General features: G+C 42.3%; 15 protein-coding genes and 4 pseudogenes. 3 read left to right on the top strand and 16 right to left on the bottom strand.

Translation table 11 applies throughout. The annotated features are described in order from the left end of the window. Positions 1–174: 174 nt before the first annotated feature. The 4 genes from LRL21_RS43340 to LRL21_RS43325 all read right to left on the bottom strand — a co-directional run bounded on the left by LRL21_RS43340 (position 175) and on the right by LRL21_RS43325 (position 4,378). Positions 175–636 carry an NUDIX hydrolase gene (locus tag LRL21_RS43340; protein WP_240421958.1) on the bottom strand — a complete coding sequence of 154 codons (462 nt, stop codon included), beginning with the start codon at positions 634–636 and terminating at the stop codon, positions 175–177. Positions 637–860: 224 nt separating this feature from the next. After that, a complete protein-coding gene (locus LRL21_RS43335) occupies positions 861–1,526 on the bottom strand; it encodes a nucleotidyltransferase domain-containing protein (protein ID WP_240421957.1) in 666 nt (221 codons plus the stop codon). Between the two features lie 482 nt (positions 1,527–2,008). After that, on the bottom strand, positions 2,009–3,295 hold the full coding sequence (locus tag LRL21_RS43330; protein ID WP_240421956.1) for an IS110 family RNA-guided transposase: 1,287 nt from the start codon (positions 3,293–3,295) through the stop codon (positions 2,009–2,011). 615 nt (positions 3,296–3,910) lie between these two features. After that, positions 3,911–4,378, bottom strand: a complete 468-nt coding sequence (locus LRL21_RS43325; RefSeq protein ID WP_240421955.1) for a hypothetical protein — start codon at positions 4,376–4,378, stop codon at positions 3,911–3,913. Positions 4,379–4,413: 35 nt separating this feature from the next. Here LRL21_RS43325 and LRL21_RS43320 point away from each other — a divergent pair. Continuing rightward, positions 4,414–4,671: pseudogene (locus LRL21_RS43320) on the top strand (transposase); the annotation flags it as partial. A 145-nt stretch (positions 4,672–4,816) separates the two neighbouring features. Here LRL21_RS43320 and LRL21_RS43315 read toward each other — a convergent pair. Both LRL21_RS43315 and LRL21_RS43310 read right to left on the bottom strand, forming a co-directional pair. Further along, on the bottom strand, positions 4,817–4,933 hold the full coding sequence (locus LRL21_RS43315; RefSeq protein WP_240421954.1) for an IS3 family transposase: 117 nt from the start codon (positions 4,931–4,933) through the stop codon (positions 4,817–4,819). After that, positions 4,878–5,387, bottom strand: a complete 510-nt coding sequence (locus LRL21_RS43310) for an ABC-ATPase domain-containing protein (protein WP_076238303.1) — start codon at positions 5,385–5,387, stop codon at positions 4,878–4,880. The genes LRL21_RS43315 and LRL21_RS43310 overlap by 56 nt, the downstream gene beginning before the upstream one ends. A gap of 111 nt (positions 5,388–5,498) precedes the next feature. Between LRL21_RS43310 and LRL21_RS43305 the strand changes: the two are divergent. Next, a pseudogene (locus LRL21_RS43305) lies at positions 5,499–5,621 on the top strand (hypothetical protein); the annotation flags it as partial. Positions 5,622–5,783: 162 nt separating this feature from the next. Here LRL21_RS43305 and LRL21_RS43300 read toward each other — a convergent pair. The 3 genes and pseudogenes from LRL21_RS43300 to LRL21_RS43290 all read right to left on the bottom strand — a co-directional run. Beyond that, positions 5,784–7,739: a carbohydrate-binding protein gene (locus LRL21_RS43300; RefSeq protein ID WP_240421953.1), complete on the bottom strand. Its 1,956-nt coding sequence runs from the start codon at positions 7,737–7,739 to the stop codon at positions 5,784–5,786. A 1,057-nt stretch (positions 7,740–8,796) separates the two neighbouring features. Next, positions 8,797–9,996, bottom strand: a complete 1,200-nt coding sequence (locus tag LRL21_RS43295) for an IS110 family RNA-guided transposase (protein WP_240421952.1) — start codon at positions 9,994–9,996, stop codon at positions 8,797–8,799. A gap of 343 nt (positions 9,997–10,339) precedes the next feature. Beyond that, positions 10,340–10,852: pseudogene (locus LRL21_RS43290) on the bottom strand (IS110 family transposase); the annotation flags it as partial. Between the two features lie 446 nt (positions 10,853–11,298). Here LRL21_RS43290 and LRL21_RS43285 point away from each other — a divergent pair. Next, a pseudogene (locus LRL21_RS43285) lies at positions 11,299–12,523 on the top strand (IS110 family RNA-guided transposase). 118 nt (positions 12,524–12,641) lie between these two features. Here the strand turns inward: LRL21_RS43285 and LRL21_RS43280 are convergent. The 7 genes from LRL21_RS43280 to LRL21_RS43255 all read right to left on the bottom strand — a co-directional run bounded on the left by LRL21_RS43280 (position 12,642) and on the right by LRL21_RS43255 (position 17,283). Beyond that, complete coding sequence (locus LRL21_RS43280) at positions 12,642–13,709, bottom strand: DUF4037 domain-containing protein (protein ID WP_240421951.1); 1,068 nt, start codon at positions 13,707–13,709, stop codon at positions 12,642–12,644. 128 nt (positions 13,710–13,837) lie between these two features. After that, positions 13,838–14,380, bottom strand: coding sequence for a GNAT family N-acetyltransferase (locus tag LRL21_RS43275; protein WP_240421950.1), 543 nt, complete (start codon positions 14,378–14,380; stop codon positions 13,838–13,840). A 116-nt stretch (positions 14,381–14,496) separates the two neighbouring features. Continuing rightward, positions 14,497–14,937, bottom strand: coding sequence for an NUDIX hydrolase (locus LRL21_RS43270; RefSeq protein ID WP_240421949.1), 441 nt, complete (start codon positions 14,935–14,937; stop codon positions 14,497–14,499). A 130-nt stretch (positions 14,938–15,067) separates the two neighbouring features. Next, positions 15,068–15,157 (bottom strand): hypothetical protein, encoded by a 90-nt coding sequence (locus LRL21_RS47145; protein ID WP_420832571.1) that lies wholly within the window; start codon positions 15,155–15,157, stop codon positions 15,068–15,070. Positions 15,158–15,186: 29 nt separating this feature from the next. Continuing rightward, a complete protein-coding gene (locus LRL21_RS43265; protein WP_240421948.1) occupies positions 15,187–15,600 on the bottom strand; it encodes a histidine phosphatase family protein in 414 nt (137 codons plus the stop codon). Between the two features lie 717 nt (positions 15,601–16,317). After that, positions 16,318–16,560: a hypothetical protein gene (locus LRL21_RS43260; RefSeq protein ID WP_240421947.1), complete on the bottom strand. Its 243-nt coding sequence runs from the start codon at positions 16,558–16,560 to the stop codon at positions 16,318–16,320. A gap of 78 nt (positions 16,561–16,638) precedes the next feature. Beyond that, the gene (locus LRL21_RS43255; protein WP_240421946.1) at positions 16,639–17,283 is read right to left on the bottom strand and encodes a hypothetical protein; all 645 of its coding nucleotides are present in this window, start codon (positions 17,281–17,283) and stop codon (positions 16,639–16,641) included. Between the last annotated feature and the right edge of the window lie 411 nt (positions 17,284–17,694).

Raw genomic sequence — 17,694 nt, 5'->3', positions numbered from 1 at the left:
TGGCCAGAATGGCTAGTGGAAGGTTTACACAAGAGGTTTGACAATTATCTCTAACAGTCGAAAATATTGAGTTACAGCCGTAGTTGATAAGGTTTAGTTATTGTTAAAATATCCTGCCCAGTTACCATAACGCGGCTGCCGAATTATTACGATAGCCGCGAATCTGATTTTTATTCAACTATTGTTCTCCGTTCGTTTCTTGTGCCAATCCCAAAGTGCTATAGCCTTATCAAACACCCAATTCAAGTCCACATAGCCTCGTTCCATGTGAAGTCGAATTGCATCTTCCCATGCGAAATATTGAGCACTCTCAACTTCATTAGCCTGATGGATAGGCTCAGCCTGTTCGTCGATGGCTTCAAGAAGGAATAAGCGGACCTGCTTGCGAACGGTTAACTCTTTTCGCTTGATAGGATATTCAACGTCACCAAGTGGTGAAAGGATTCTTGATTTTATCCCTGTTTCTTCCAAAATTTCTCGGACTGCAGCGTCCTCCCATGTCTCTCCGGATTCCAGATGGCCTTTTGGGAAACTCACATGTCCATATCTATCGTGAATGAGTAGGACTTGGAATCCTGGCCACGCCTTGCGAAGAACTAATCCCCCCGCAGCACGTTCAATGAGATTCTCTGTCATTGTAACCCTCCTTTGTCAATAAAGCAGAAAGTATGTATCGTTTCCTGTGATTATAAAAATTTTAGTTCTTCTACTTTATACCTTATTATACCAAATGCTCAGATAGTATCGCATAAGGTTAATGAAAGATAAATAGGTTAAGTAAATCTTCCCATTAGCACAATGCGGCTGCCAATCTATGCCAGCAGCCGCATCTTAGTTGTTTATTGAGCTATAGTTATCTGTTAGTTCAATCTTTGTAGCCAAACGTGACCGTTAGGATATTCCTTTTCAAGGGCTTCTCTAAGCCATTGCTTTTGCTCTGGATTAAAATAAGGTAATGAAACATCAAAGTCCTGGTTATGGTCTGCAGCATCGGTACCTTCTAAATAACTTGATTTATAAAAAAGAACTAATTCAGGAGCCAAATAAGATAATTTATCCGATGAAGATAATATGGCTTTATTCAGTTCGCGTTTTATATTCGTTTCCCCTGGCAAGTGAAATTGTCCATTACCACGTTCATTGAAAAGAAATTCTACATATGTAAAATCATTTTGTTCCAACTTTTCAAATCCAAACCGATACCTTTCGCGCCCTATCGGCTCTAGTTCAACTCTGTCCTCATTAGCCGTGAAACAAAATAAATTGCGCTTTTCAAAGGGCTCATCTTGCTTTCTATTCAGTTCCTGGACTACTCCTCCACCACATGCCTGAAGCACCCTCCATCCCGAACTTAACATCAATTCAATGATTGAATTTCTATCTTCCCAGAACACAGCAACATCTAAGTCTTTATGAGTTCTGGTCTGCCTACCTAGAAATAAATCGATAGCAGTACCACCACAAATAGACCAATCAAACCCTCTGTCGTTAAGCAATGTGCAAGCTTGTTTAATTATTTTCTCCACAATCAACAACTCCCCCTTGAAGCTATCATTCCATTAGCCTTCTAGGTAATTTTACAATATATGGGATCGGATCAGCCATAATTTGTTAGCGTAATCTGCCCGTCCCTCGGTTTTAAGGGTTTTTCTCACGTATGCTCACTCACTCGCAGGATTTTAGCACCTATTGGAATGACGAATACTCGGAAAACAAGCTTATATAAGCATTGGGTTCATTTTTGGGGCATGCGGGAACAGAAGGAACGTATAAACCATTTCCCTCAGGCTCACTCTACTGCACACCAACTCCACAAATGCCTTGGATGTTCACCATCCCATGGCTCTACGGGTCTAGGCCCTTACATTCCATCGTCATACCTATCCAAGGTGTGGAGACCGATTGCGTTTAGCGGACGGGTCTAAGCCCTTTTCGGGCAGGAACTCGGTTCTCCGTGCTTTCTTTGTTAAATCCTGCGAATGAGTCAATCTATGTGGTATTCAATGTCTTATGCAGCTTGAGTAGTGACGTGACTTGCTTTTTCGGGCGAAAATGTTTCTCCTCGTTGAACGATGCTGATCAGGATTCGAGCCATTTTTCCTAGAAGTTTAAATACGGATTGTTGCTTCTTCATATGCTTAACTTTAATGTTTTTCTTATGTAGCTCTCGAAAGACAGGATTGATTCCTATGAGCTGTATGGTTGCGAGAAACAGATATTTACGTAAGGTAGAATCTCCACGTTTCGATATAACAATCTGCCCCTTCCGTTTTCCCGACATACTTTCGGCCAGATTAAGACCGGCCTTTCGCAATAACTGACGTCCATGCGCGTACCGTCTAAGGTCACCGGCACCAGCCAAAATTGCTGCAACAAAGATGGGACCAAGCCCCTTAATGGATCGAAGTTGACTTGCCATAGGAATCTCGCTAAGTAATGCCAGGATTTGTTTCTGCATCACCTCTAACACACCCACAATACGTTCGTATTCTGAGATTAGCCGACCTAAATCTTGTTTTGCTTCGTCCAATGCCGTAATGTCTCCTACGCTCCGCTTGGCTTGAGTGATAAGCTCAGCGGCTTTCTGCATGCCTGTGGAGCCGCCTGCTCTTTGCATATGCTTTCTCCAGGTCGTAATCATCTCAGTTACAGATCGAGATGCAAGATCTTGCGGGGACGGTAGCTCTTTCAATGTGGCCATTGAACGCTTGCAAGTCCAATCCTTAAACACCGATGTATACTCCGGGAAGCGAATATCCAACCAACGAATAATCCGATTCTGCAACCGTACGCTGTTAGCAACCCAAAACTCCCGGTCACTCATCATGGTGCGCAGCCTTTGGAATACGTTAGTTTGTTGCGTGTAGTCATAGTAATAACCACGGCTTACAACATCTGCGATGACTAGGGCATCCTTCGGGTCACTCTTGGAAGGAGAATTATCTCGGTTTTCTTTGTTTCTTTTGGTCGTGGCAGGATTCGCTTGGACGACGTTATATCCTTTGTTTGTAAGCCAATTCGCTAAGTTCCACCAATAATGTCCTGTAGGTTCCATTCCCAAAATGACGCTGTTCAAACGATGCTTTTTCTGAAGTCCTTCTACCCATCGTTGCAGTTTTTCAAACCCTTCTACGGTGTTATTAAACGAGAGATGTCGATTCGAGAGCACAATCCCACGATAATTCGTAGCTTGTGCCACATGAGTCTCTTTGGCCATGTCGATACCTACAACAAGATGAGATGTGCTAATTCGTTCTATTCGTTGATTTTGTCCTTCTGTTTGTTTAAACTTCATAGTAAGAGCGCCTCCTAGATGGTGTTGGGTTTCGAACCCGTGGACAAACCCATCATACCGAGGCGCTCCTTTTTTGACAAAGGCGATTTCTTAGCCTTAACAGGAATGTTTAGTTTAACGCTGTCGCGTGAGTCTAATACTTTTTTCCTCAGTCTACATCTTTTTTTTCTTAGTCTACAACTTTATTTTCTTTCGACAGAAAGAGCGATTAATCACGGTTAATGCCTTGAAAAACGCCAGACTTAAAAAATAAGTTTAGTTTAAGGGAATATTTTGAAAAATGTTCCGTCGGGATTGTTACAAAGTTCTTGTCACCAATCGGGAATGTTATCAAGTTCTTGTCATTTCATTTTGACAAGAACTTGATAACATAAAACAAAAAAACCGCAATTTATGCGGCTTTCAATGTTACTATGTTCTTGTCACCCGACAGCATGCATGAATGATGCTCGCTCGCTCGTCAGCTGTCGGATGACAAGAACTTGATAACACTTTCTTTTCACTACTCTTATCCCCCCTGCTGCTATTTTTATATAATAGTATTTCATTCTTACACACCCTTTTCCCCTACTTAGGGGTTATTTCGAATTGTTTCACATGGGTATCATAATGACATTAGACTAGCTTCTCAATATACACTTTTCCGTCTAATAGATGTATGTGATAAGATGCCTGTGAATCCGCGTGATTCCACGATATTTGAAGGGTATCGGCAGTCCATTCAGCCACTTCGAGTCGACCCAAAACTTGATTGCCCTCGCAGGCATCATAATGCAGGGCTTGCACAAATATCACCTGTTGTTCCACAGGAACGGTTGTTATAAAAGATGTTCGCTGCCCGCTCGGCGAATTATCTGGTGTTAATGCCGTGTATGTCGTATGGGGCAGCGAGCACCAGACATGCTGTTCCAATGTTCCTTCACGCATCTGGTAAACAAATGCAGATTCGTCCGCTATCAGCTTCCGCTTCTCCTTGAACCATTGCTGATCCAATCGGCTTAACGGATCCTCAGTTGCAGACCAAAGATCCTGAGAATCATTGTCTTGCAGCTTACCGCTCCAATGATTCGTCCAATGAACCACGCGCGGCTCGGGGACGGTGACTTGTACAAGATCGAAAAGAGGGAGCCCAGAGCAAAACCTACTCAGTGAGCATTAAATCCAACGAACACTCCGAACAGATGGCATTTCAAGAGACGGAGTACTTCAAGGCAAAATCCAAAGAACGCTACAAAATTGAAGCAAAGAACAGCGAACTCAAACATGGACACGGGTATGATGTTGCCACATCCTCGGGTCTGCTTGGCATGCAGATGCAAGGGGCCATGGCCATAATTGCTGATAACCTCAAACGAATATTGAAGTTAGTGGATTAGGAACCCTCGGTCCATACACACGAAATAGCCCCTAAAAAGAAGACATCTGCCTCCAATTCTCAGACAGATGTCTTCTTTGCTATTGATTACGTGCCACGTGAAAGTAAAATGGCCAGTTCTTCAGTGGCCTCGTACTGAACAGGGGTCATCTTTTTAATCCCCATTGATATCTGTGATGGTTGTAATATTTGATATAGCGGTCTATTTCATCTTGCAACTCTTGGAAAGAGTTGCAGCCGCGACTGTCTACATGGTCTTTCATGTGGCCAAAAAATGACGTCACTGGAATTCAGCCATTCCCGAATCTTATTTTGTTTATGGACCAATTCAAAAGCTGCATGTAATCTGCTGTGATCCCACTCGGCAATGAGCTCCTCGACTTCTTTGGGAAGCATTTTGCAGAGCATGCGCATTGCTTTGTCATTATTCTTAAATGGAAGTTGAACGGTAATCATTAAGCATAGATACCATGTATCCGCGATGACTTGCGTAAAGGAAGCGTTACGTTGCAACACCACATTGGTTGGAAGAAAATAATAGAAAGCACCATTCTCTTTATCCGAATGTGACCGGTTATAAATCGATGTATTTAATGCCTCAATATTTTCTTCACGCACAAGACAGTCCCTTGAAAACCTGTGTTGACCATACGGACTTCCAACAGGTCCTGAATATACCCCCGTCTGGAGATTGCTTGCTTTCACATCGCCATTCAACTCTTGACTCCAAGGCGCTGGTCCTCTGTTATATGTAGGATAAGTTGGCTATTGTCAATTCTATACTTCAGCGGGGTACCCTTACACTAGAGAAACTGGAAGCTATGACCTTTGGTCGAATTTGGCGGCTTGCTCGGATATGCACCAGTTATAGTAGTAAACGGCTTCAACTGCGCTAACTTCGTTAATCGTGGCGGACGAATCTCAGCTCCAATTCATAGCTTTAAGAATTAATTGAAACCTCAAACAGCAAGTCCCTATTTCACTTAGGAGACTTGCTGTTTTTTTGTGTTAGTTGGTCAGTCGTAGGAAAAAACTTTAGCTGAATGAAGAGGACATATCATTTGATATCCCCCTTTATCCATCTTATTGCAATTAAATCAAACCGTTTCCATTCTATTTGAACTGGAACCAAGTTAAATTTGCAACTGTGCTTGAATCTGACTTAACAAAAGTAACATATACCGTATGGGTTCCTACAGCTGTCCCGGCATTCAGCGGGATATTCTTGACTGACCATTTCTGCCATCCGCCTGTGCTTTCTGCCGTCCAATAACCCAGCATAGTGCCTGTAGGGCTATCCAAGTGGAATTCGATCCTTCCGCCGGAATTAGCCGATGCAACCTTCAGATCAATACTTGTTTTAGCTGTACTACCAAAGTCTACATTTTTAAATGCTATATAGTCGCCATTGCTTCCTCCACCCACATTCAGCCCGCCATCTGTGCTGGATTCATAGGAAAGAACACCTGAGCTAAGGTTATAGCCTTCCGCTTCAAATTTCAATGTGTTGAATTTTGGTTCTGCCGCATAGCTGTTCGTATCTGTTATTTTCAAATCTGTCAAATTAGTTGCCGCAACTCCACCGACGCGAACATTGTTTAATGTAACTCCGGAGACAGTAGATGTATCACTCCAACCCTTCATTATTGAAACTTCACCTAAAGCGCGTAAATTGATATTATTAAAGACCACATTTTTGATCGGACCGGTTTTTGCAGAAAGATCAAACCATCTGGAGTGAACACCGGATCTTGGCCAGAAGCCTTCTACATCTATATTGTCAAATATGATGTTTTGTGCTGCTGGAGTTCCATAAAGATGACCTACCGCTAAAGCGCGCCAGCACCTGTATACAAAAGAGTTTTTAACAACTATGCCATCCTGAAGCTGTTTAACTCCATCTCCAACCTTGAATGCTCCACATCTGCTCCAGGCCAAAGCATCATCCACAACAACATTTGACTGGTTTTCAGGACTTCCAGGCCAGTTTGCAGCTATATCCGTAGTTGCTACATCCCATGTCTTAAATGAGTATGTGTCATCCTCCGATACTGCTACAGTATGCTTTATGAGTACATTCTGGCTCTCTTGAATGTCTATTGCATCATTTTCATAATCAAGCTCATTGTTGTTGAAGTGCTTTGTATTCTGGAAGGTTACGTTATTAGATCTGGTAACGATCGTAGCCCAGCCCCCGCTGTCTCTTATTGTTATGCCGTCAACCGTGAAGTTGCTGCTCTGCAAGGGCACAAGAATATTGTTCAAATAATTGTTTGTATTTCTCATATAATGGCCATTGCCGTCAATAGTCCCCCTGCCGTATATCTTAATATTGTTTGCATTTGTTTCGGTATAAATAAACCATGTTCCATCCTTACCCAGAGAATTCTTATGAAAATGGGTAGTGTAATCGCTTGGATTTCCTGAACCCCTTATAACAGAACCACCCTCCAGATAAACCGAAACATTGCTTTTTAAAACAAGGTTTCCGCTCTTATAAACTCCGGCTGGAACGTATACTATACCGCCACCTGCTGCGTTAGCCGCATTTATGGCGTTTTGTATTGCAGTTGTAGCCATAGCGGCACCGGTACTGTCGGCACCGTATTGCGTTTTAACATTGTATATACCTGTACCGGATGAAGCCGGAACATTGGTTTCGAGAGCATCTGCCGCAATAACCAGATCCTTCAGGTTATTGATTTTAACGATAAGATATGTTGGTGATGAAAGTGTAAATGTAAGTGTATTTCCGCTCTTTGTTGCAGTGATTCCCAAAGCTTTGGGAGAAATATTATAGGTATTGATTGTCTCGCTTGCTGTTATTGTGATTGTAGTCGTACCTGAAAAAGAGAAATTACAATAATTATAGTTTACAAATACCGCCGAAGTGTCGATTACCGGTATATTTGTAGAGTCTGCTGTTACCGTGTATTGACTGGTCGTGGTATAAATCGACGGTAATGGATAGCTTACAACTGTAGCCGCGCTTGCTGTCAAAGGAACGACAACTAACAGACTGGCGAGCATACAAACAATTAAACTTAATAAGCTTAACTTTTTTAGCATAAATAAACACCTCTTTCATATTTTTTAGAAAACACTCTATCATCAGTCAATGATGATTTCACCAGTGATGCTCTATTACTCTTTTCAGAAAGTCGACGTATTCCTGTTCAGCTTCGGAAATGGCAGAGTAATACTAACCTTTTCTGCATCAGCAAAGTTTCCTTTTAAAGTACAGCCCCGGTTTTTGTTGCACCTTGTGCAGGATTTCTGAGTTGGTCGCTACTACTGAGCTGTATTGTTACATTTTATGCACAATCTCCCCACGGTCGCTGCTATTGATCTAGCATTGTTGCACTTCATGCACAATCTCCGCGCAAGCCGCTCCAATCATGGCACATGGCCCCACTGTTACTCCGCATTTCCGCCCTCAGCCTGCTTCCAATCTAGTGCCAGGACCAGGCTCAGAGATGTTATTAGCATACGGTTCATCATTGGTAGTTCATCATTGGTAGTTCATCATTGGCAGTTCATCATTGGTAGTTCCCCCTTATAAATCCCTAATGTATTCGCTTACAACCTGATTATAAACGGATTGGCGCATCCGGATAAGGCGGGTAAGCCCACTTTAAGGGCAGATTTCTGCAGGAGCTTTATACAGTGAAGGGTGGCCACCTCCGCCCTGCGGACATGCCTCCCCTGCGCATTTTTATTCTTTTCCAAGATAATGCAGTTTGAACTCGGACGGGGTCATTCTGGTATATTTCTTGGATATCGTAATCCTTTAATAGTGAAAGCCATCGGATTATGCGGATTAATTGCATTTTGCATATATTGTAAAACATCCATTTGAAAATACTCACTTCTGGCTTAATTTCCTTATTTCAATAAGAAGAAACCTAGTTATTGTAGCGTAGTAGCAGCGCTCGCTCTTCATCCCCCTCTTCTATCTATGAAATAATAAAGTATTATTTTCTTGGTGCATGCAGTTCAGTTAAAAGAAAAACCAGCTAATGGTATGTCAAGTCAAGCTTTTTGAAAGGCTAAAGATTTGTTATACTGAAAAATAAGTACCACAAATAAAACCTCCATATGAATGGAAGTTTATGGCATTAATGAGTTATAAAGTGTAGGGTTGCCTTCTTTTGAGCATAGCGTAGATGTGATGTAGTAACGTGTTGGCGCAAGCGATCACAGCTACCTTATGGGGCTTCCCTTCACTTTTTTTCTTGTCATAGTATTCACGCATTCGAAGGTTAATACCTACCCGTAAACCACAGGTGACGGCTAAATATACAGCGCGTCGCAATCGTTTGGATCCCCGTTTTGTAATCCTATTTTGAGTCGCTGTAAACTTTCCAGAGCTAAAGACACTTGGATCTAGCCCTGCATATGCCACCAATTGTTTAGGATATCGGAATTGTGTCGCGTCGCCAATTTCTGAAACAATGGCAGCTGCAATTTTCGTGCCTACCCCAGGAATAGTCTCTAGTAGCTTTACTTCCTCAATCATTGCCGACAACTCCAGAATGGTTTTCTCAAGTTCAGTGAGTTGCATTTGAAACCCACGTACCGTTTTCAACATACTGCGTAGGGCTGTTTCTAATCCAAAGGAAACCTGTGTTACAGGGTTCTGGAGCACAGCCGCCTTTAAGTTGTCTACTTTACGATTCATCCAGGCCTCGGAACGAGAGGCTTTTGTCGCTTCCCTCACTGTCTGAATCCAGTCTTCTTCATCTCTGTTCTGGATACCCTCATGTGACAAACACAGGTCTAACAGGTTAAGAGAGGTTTTAGAAAATAAGTCCTTAAAAACCCCCTCGTAGCCCGGAAACACTTGATCTAGCAACGTTCGCATGTTTAATTTAGCTTGTACATAAAGGCTGGTGATGAACTCATGCTGCCTGGTTAGAAATTGCAAATCCATGAGATGTTCTTCCCGACAAGGATGGACTAACCAATCTTCCTCTTGGTAGTATAAGTCTCCTAAGTGCCAAGCATCTGAAGCATCTGTTTTAACTTTACGCAAACTTGTTCTTCGGGCTCTTTGGGCCTGCAAAGGATTAACAAGTATTATGTCATACCCTTCGCTTTGTATTCGCTGAACGAGAGTACGATGGTAATGTCCGGTTGGTTCTAAGATAACAACTGGTTTCGTCTTAGTCGTCATTTCTAGTTCGGCTAAAATTTGAAGTAGTCGTTCTAAGCCATTTGGCGTATGCCAGATCACTTGATCTCGACCATAAGGAGCATTACGTTTTATGAATGCTTGTATGACTGATTTTCCTTTTGCTACATCCATACCAATGACAGGTCTCATATTGTTCCTCCATTATCTATTTACCGGTAATCCCACAATGGTTCCAACTCCACAGCTTCGCTTGTGATACGAGGTCAATGCCTCAACCAGCTCAAACATGGTAGAAGGGGGTAGTGGGAGAACAGTTTTTAGTACGGGGTAAATCCCCAGGGGCTGTCACGTTCTCCCGGCTACTGCCATCATAAAACGACCATTAAAATAGGCCAACCAGTAAACTCTGGTTGACCTAATAATACGAAGAGGCTGTCCCAAAAGTAAACTTGGAGAAACCTTCAGGAACAAAATAAAATGACATTTGAAAAACCAAGGAGCTATGCGGCCTGTTCTCGCCACACACACACTTATGAACCCTGCCTTGCACCACTCGTAGGTCAGTCGACAGATGATCGCGAATTTTCATCGCTTCCCTCAGTTCGGCATATTTGCCGTGGAGAAGATTAGGTAAGGCGTATCTCCCATCTTTGATAAGTTGTGCGATGACTCTGGCATCTTTAATGTCGTTCTTGGTCGGTGAGTTGTCGTCTAATTCTTTGCTTTTCTTCACGTGCAGTGGATTAACTACACCACATAATACTTGTTGTTCTCCCAGGTAATATGCGAGGTTCAACCAGTAATGGCCAGTGGGTTCCATGCCAACTATGGTGTCCTTGAACCCTTGCTCCGTCGCAATCTTCCGGAACCATCTAACAAACAATTTAAAGCCTTCTCGGTTATTCTCAAACGTAAATGGCCTCCCGAGCTCGACTCCGCGGTAGTCTTGGGCCCTTGCCACATGTTTGAATTTTGCGATGTCGACTCCGACAATTAAGGTAGAAGTAGTGATTTGATTAATACGCTCATTTTGAGTAGAATTCATCTTGTAGTCTCCTTAGTTTTGTTTTTGGATCCGGTAGCTGGCGAGCATCTGGGACCCAAGAACATCATACCAAGGAGTCTTTTTATTTCTCAAATCTCATATTTCCTCATTATAGGAATGCTGCCCGTTACTTCAACAGATAACAGCAACCGATCGTGTGCGGTTGCCGTTATGTCGTGATTGAATTATCGTCTCCCGTTAGCCCTTCATGCCCTGCCGGGCACCACAGATAATGAAAATTGGGGCTAGGCGTTTTATAATTATATTACGGCTGGCGAGGGAGGTCGAAGCTCTATGGTGTCGCGAACCCAACCGTTAGTCTGACCCCAACGACCTCGGTGCACCACGGAATGTTGCTCCTTTTAAGGAAGCACGCAGGGTAGATTAATCCTTTTTGGTTGTTGCACCAGCCCTCAATTTTTCTTTGCCGTAGAAAGGTGAGTATCATGGATGTTCTTATTGAACGAGCTTGCGGTTTAGATGTTCATAAGAAGAGCATCACAGCCTGCATCGTTACTCCAGAAGGAAAGGAGATTAAGACGTTTCGTACCCACACCATCTATCTTATCGAGCTGATGGACTGGATTAAGGAACACCGCTGCACCCATTGTGGCCATGGAGAGCACCGGCGTGTTCTGGAAGCCAATCGTGAACTTGCTCGAAGCGGAAGACATTCAATTCCTCGTCGTCAACGCACAACACATGAAGGCTGTCCCTGGTCGGAAAACGGATGTAAAGGATTCTGAATGGATCTGCGATCTCCTCCGCCATGGATTGCTTAAAGCAAGCTACATCCCTGACTGAAACCAACGGGAATTGCGGGAACTCGTACGATACCGGCGGAGCCTTATCCAAGAACGAGCTCGTGAACATAACCGGATTCAAAAAGTTCTTGAAGGCGCTAATATCAAGCTAGCTTCCGTCGTGTCCGATATTATGGGGCTTTCCAGCCGGGACATGCTAGAGGCCATGGTAAACGGCGAGACGGATCCGGAAACGCTGGCTGGTTTCGCACGCAGAACGATGAAGAAAAAGAAAGAAGAGCTTGAGCTGGCGCTCCGCGGAAACATGAGCTCACACCAACGCATGATGCTAAAAACAATGCTCACCCACATCGATTTCCTTTCGGAGCAAATCGCTGAGCTTGACGTAGAGGTAGCCAAACGGCTCGCCCCTTTTCAGCAGGACCTGGATCGACTGGACAGCATTCCGGGAATCGCTCGGCGAACCGCTGAGCAAATCCTTGCCGAAGTTGGAACCGACATGGCTTCGCGCTTCCCGAGTGCAGCACATTTATGTTCATGGGTCGGTCTCGTTCCAGGTCAAAACGAAAGCGCCGGCAAACGCAAATCCTCCAAAACGCGCAAAGGTAATAAGTATCTCCGTTCCGCCCTCACCGAAGCAGCCCAATCCATACGGGGATCTAATAATTACCTTGGAGCCCAATACCGTCGAATCGCTGCCCGTAAAGGAAGGCGCCGAGCAGCCGTTGCTGTTGCACATTCGATCATGACAATCAATTACTATTTGCTAACACGACAGGAAGAATACAGAGAGTTAGGTTCAGATTACTTTGAGAAACGACACCAAGACGCTATCGTTAGACAAACTGTCCGAAAGCTTGAAAACCTTGGTTTTACCGTAACATTGGCCACATCTGAAGCTTCCTGATCCGTTCCCTCCTTAACAAAGAAGACGCAGCTTTTTTAAAAATTGTACAAGCTGCGCCTAGTTTCGTATTGCCTTTTTTAAGGATACGCGCTATGAGTTATTTTCAGGGTAGCGCAATCTACATAAAGCGGTCGTAGAAAGCGCGAAGTGGGCTTGTCTCTCCAGATGGTGGTTGGAAACGTTCCTGAATAGCGCGAAAATCGGTGTTATCACTAATTTGGTCAATGCCGCCGATCCCAAAGGCAGCAAGCTTGCATAGAGCAGGGTCTTTTATCTTCTTCACCAATGCTTCCGCAAACCGACCTCCACCGATTACTGAAAACGGACGATCGAAAAAGGGATTCACCTTCTCCTCAAGCGGTTCGGTCAAATGCAGTCCGTTATGCAGCTGTGCGACGATCCGGTAGGTTGTCGCCAGAGCTTGCTCACGCTCTCGCCACTCTTCAGCATTTTGTGCTATTAAAAATTGAGGCATCATTTCAGATGCACAAGCTAACCCCCGGAAGGCGGTGCCGAACCATTTAGGATAAGGGGCATAGCTCCGCTCAATCAGAAAACAAAGACTCATAACGTCCCTAATGAGGCGAGATGCAATGAGAGCCGATCCCAATTCGTCTCCTACGAAGCCTGCTCTTGGCATCAGATGTTCTTCCTGCCCGATCCGGTTCCATATCGATGCCATCAAAAAAAGCCATACATCCTGTGGATAAAAACATAGCAGATCACGAGCGTCTGTCAGTTCGCCTATATCATCCCAGAAGACGTCTCCTCCAGTAAGCTCTGCCAACGTCTGGGAAGGGATAGTCAGCCAATCGAGCGGTTCCAATTCCTCGAACAATCTGGTTGGTCCGACCCCTAATCGTCTGCCATAATAAGACGGAACTGTAGTCACAATAGTCTGTTCGATGTTAAGCGGAAAACCATTAAACGTTGTAGGAGCTTCCTTTTGTATGACCTCAATAATAGTTCCACATTGTGAAACATCGGCCTCACGGACGAATATCAGCACACGCGGCCCCCAATCATGGTCCCGTGACATCGTTGTATCGTAACCTAAAACTTCGCTACCAGGACCGACAAGAGCTGACGCGTACGACAGCATTGGCAAGTTGGACGAAAGGCGAGGGACTATATAATTTTCATGAAAACATCGGCTTAACTGGATTCCCGATATATTGTCTATCACGATGTGAACCCCCTTTCCACAAATGTTTACGAAACAAGTTGGCTCGGATGTGCCCTCTCTGGCTAGTCGCATCTTTAAGCTTCTCTGACGAAAGCTGTTCTAATTGTTCCGCCATCCTGCCAGTTAGCTTAATCATTAATAGTTTCTGATTTAACCATACCGTAATGAACTAAATCTTCGTAAATTCCAGACTTTAAGATTTGTTTAGGCAATTTGTCTTCTAGCTTCATCCCAATTTTCTGCATAACCTTGTAAGACGCTGGATTCTTTGTCATTGCAGCAGCAGAAATGTGATTTAAGCCCAACCCTTCAAAACCAAATTTAATCATCTTCTGTGCTGCTTCTGTGGCATAACCTTGCCCCCAAAAAGGACGACCAATCCAGTAGGCTAGTTCAGCCTGGTTTTCACTTTTTGAAACACGTAAACTTACGCACCCAATAAGCATCTCATCTTCCTTTTTGACCATTGCGAAAGAAAAAATATCCCCGTTTTTAGATGCGTTTCGAGTACGTTCAATCCATGCCTCAGCCGCATCATCTGGATATGGATGAGGAATAGAGAGGGTTGTCCGTGCAACGTCTTCGCTTCCGGCTAAGGCTTGAACTGATAATGCATCCGAGGGTTCAAATAATCTAAGAGTTAAGCGGTTTGTTTCAAATCTAGGCTCCATACTTTTCCTCCCCTAAATATCCGTTTCGGAAGTATTCGTGATGTTAGCTCAACGAGGCTGCCGTTACATGCCGGCAGCCTCGTTCTGGTGATTGTTAAGCTATAGTTCTCGTTAGTTCAATCGTGTAATGCTTTCACTACTGCCCAACTTTGGTGTTCATGGAATAAGCTCTTAATAGCTTTAGCTGGTTCAATCCATCGCAAATAATGGTCTTCTTCTGTTGGATTACCTGTTTGCTCACCTATATCACATTGATAAAAATGACCTTCACTAAGATAATATTTGAATTCGTTTGTGGAGTAAAAATATCTTCGAGCACACCCAATATAACGACCTACTTGAACCTGCATCCCCATCTCTTCTTGAGCTTCCCTTATTAAACACTCCTCACGAGTTTCATTTTTTTCTATTCCGCCACCTGGAAGAAAATACTTGCCATCAGCTGTTTGAATAACAGCGATTTTATTTTTCTCTTTGTTAAACATCAAACAATACGCGGCAGGTCTCCATATGTATTCCTTGCCCTCTTCTTTTACGCCAAAGGTAATGATTGGCACGAATTATTCCTCCTTAACCTCCCATATCTAATTAAGCAATCCTGCCAGTTACTTCAACGATCGAGATCAGGTCGCACAGCGGATGCTCCCGTCATTCACTCCCGTTATTGTTCTTTCGAAAAGTTCTTTTTCATTGAAATTCATACTCTTTCAATTCACAATTTCCAATATGTAAATGATAAAACTCTTCGTTCGTCTGCTGATTAAAATAGGCATTAATTACTCTAGAGACTCCGCCATGGGTTACAATTAGAACATTCTGATTTTATACTTTCCTTTAATTTCATCAAGTATATTAAAAATTCTTTGTGCGACTTGTAAAATCGACTCACCACCAGAAAGCTTAATTGGAAAATGTCTTTTTGCTTCTTTAAAATTTTCATTGTCTCGATTAATTCCTTCAAATACCCCGTAGTCCTGCTCTATAAGTCTGTTGTCAATTATAATATCTTTATTAATCGCACTTGAAAGTATTTCAGCCGTTTTAACTGCTCTAGATAAAGGTGATGTTATTATGATGTTGATTTGTTTCAACTGTAATATTTTTGATAGTTCCTCTGCTTGCTTTTCACCTTTAGCCGTTAATTGGACATCAGTTCTTCCACAAACACGATTTTCATGATTCCACTCAGTCTGACCATGTCTCACAACATAGAGTTTCAAAAAAATCATCTCCAAAATATCGAATAGCATTATGTTGATATTCGACGGACGGATTGGTGTAACCTGCCCCCTTGTTACGCAAATCTGCCCGTTAGTTGAGCGAAGTCGAATTTTCTACTACATATTACTGGAATTGCTTCAAATTCAGTACTTACGGCAAAGAAATGCTCCAAATAAATATTAGGTGGAATGAAAATAGCCTGAAATCGTCTGATTTAGGCAAAAAAAATGATTCGAGCTGTGGCAAATAAATAGTTCAAGTCACATTGCCCTTTATTTTCAAGATTAATTCTATTAATCTTAGTGCCCCTTCCTTCTCTACTGGCTTTAACACTTCAGTATTACTTTACGATTCAAACAACTCAGATGAAATATATTTGCTTCATTCCGTTTTCAAATTAAATATCTTTTCCCAATCTACATCATCGTTTTCTATTGCATCTTTACTATAAGCACTAACTGGATACAATCGCAAATCAGTTTTATCTCTCAGTTTTTCAACGTGCTTTGTTCTCTCTTTACAATTGATGCACCATAATTTTTTAATGTGATTTTCACCTTTTAACTTATGTGATTTTCTTGAAAGAGGAAACAACCCTCCACATACATGCACATTAACTCAGCTAAGGTTGTCTTAATATTCAATGCTCTCACTTCCAAATAAAATTGTTGTTTTACAAAGGTCATCCACTTTCTTCTTCAAAATAGAAAATTAACTTATAGCAGCCTACTTAGCGGCAATATGGCATGATGTCGATATCCTGCCATATGGTCTTTATATTTACGGACTTCTAACGAAGATACTTCAGTCGAATAAGAGACACCAGTTAATTCCCAAAATTCTTGCCCATCTAGTTGATAACCAACATAACACGGATCTCCAACTTGTATCTTAGTTACATTTTCTGAGGGAATTACAACGTAAGAATTGTCTTTTGTTTCTTTCGAAAACCAACCCATTATATGCACACTCCTTGCTTAATTTTAGAATGAAACTATTCTTTTATCGTGCATTATTATTCAAAGCTTTATTTCATGTCAACAATTTTGTTTTACTTCTAGCTCATTATTGGCATATATTGTTCCGTAAGTAGCGCAAAGTAACATACCTCCACAAACTTTACTACTCACTTGAAAGTTTATGTTATCCTCAAATGTATCTATACAATCTGCTTCAATTGTATCGACAAGCTCTTTGAAGTTAAGCACTGGTAAATACTTAGCTACAATTTCATAACTTGATAAATTGTCTTTATTCGTATAAACATTATATTTCTGAATTTCTTTATAGATGGGACTCGAACTATACGGGTCATGTTTAAATTGTCCAAATTCATCTTCAAATTTTTTCATTTCTTCTTTAACTATATGATCTTGATATTCTTTACTATCTTTATCTCCATCTCCAGATTCCCAAAAAGGATATTCTATGTCACATAGGTGAGTTATAATCCACATTAGAAATTGTTCATTTATAAAACCCACATTTGCTTCTAACTCCTTAAATCTTGCATGATAATAGTTTGTCGCTTTTTCTAACTTCTCATTTTGGGACATGTCATCCCTTGCCCCTGCTATGTCGCATCCATCTAGATCTATAGTAATGCTTTTGAACTTACCCAAAGCACCTAAATAAATGGTTTCAGTCCAGTAAGCTTCGCCTATTTTATCAATCTTTATCATTATATCCTCCATCTTCTGCTGTAAATATCCATAATAATGCTGCTATTATAGAAACTCTTCCCAACTAATCATATTTTATGAACCACCCCTTCATCTTCCTTATAAGATGGCTTCATTATTTAAAAAAGCATAGTGATCCATTGCTATCAATCTATTATTGTTTTTTTAGCCTCTGTTAGAGGCGAATTCTCCTTTAGAGATCGCCGCTATTCAACTATACCAGGGAGCAGCTGCCGCGTGGCGATCTGCTCCCTGGTTACTGTGCTATCGTTACCCGTTAGCCCCCCATGCCGCGCTTCGCGGCACCACAGATGATGAAAATGGGGCTCGTTTTCGACGATATACTTCTTACGGCTGGCGAGGAAGGTCGTTCAGCTATGGTGTCGCGAACCCATCCGTTAGTCTGACTCC

Origin of the sequence: Paenibacillus periandrae (assembly GCF_022458865.1) — a bacterium.
Classification (GTDB): Bacteria; Bacillota; Bacilli; order Paenibacillales; family NBRC-103111; genus Paenibacillus_S; species Paenibacillus_S periandrae.
This window is presented reverse-complemented; position numbering and strand designations above follow the sequence as displayed.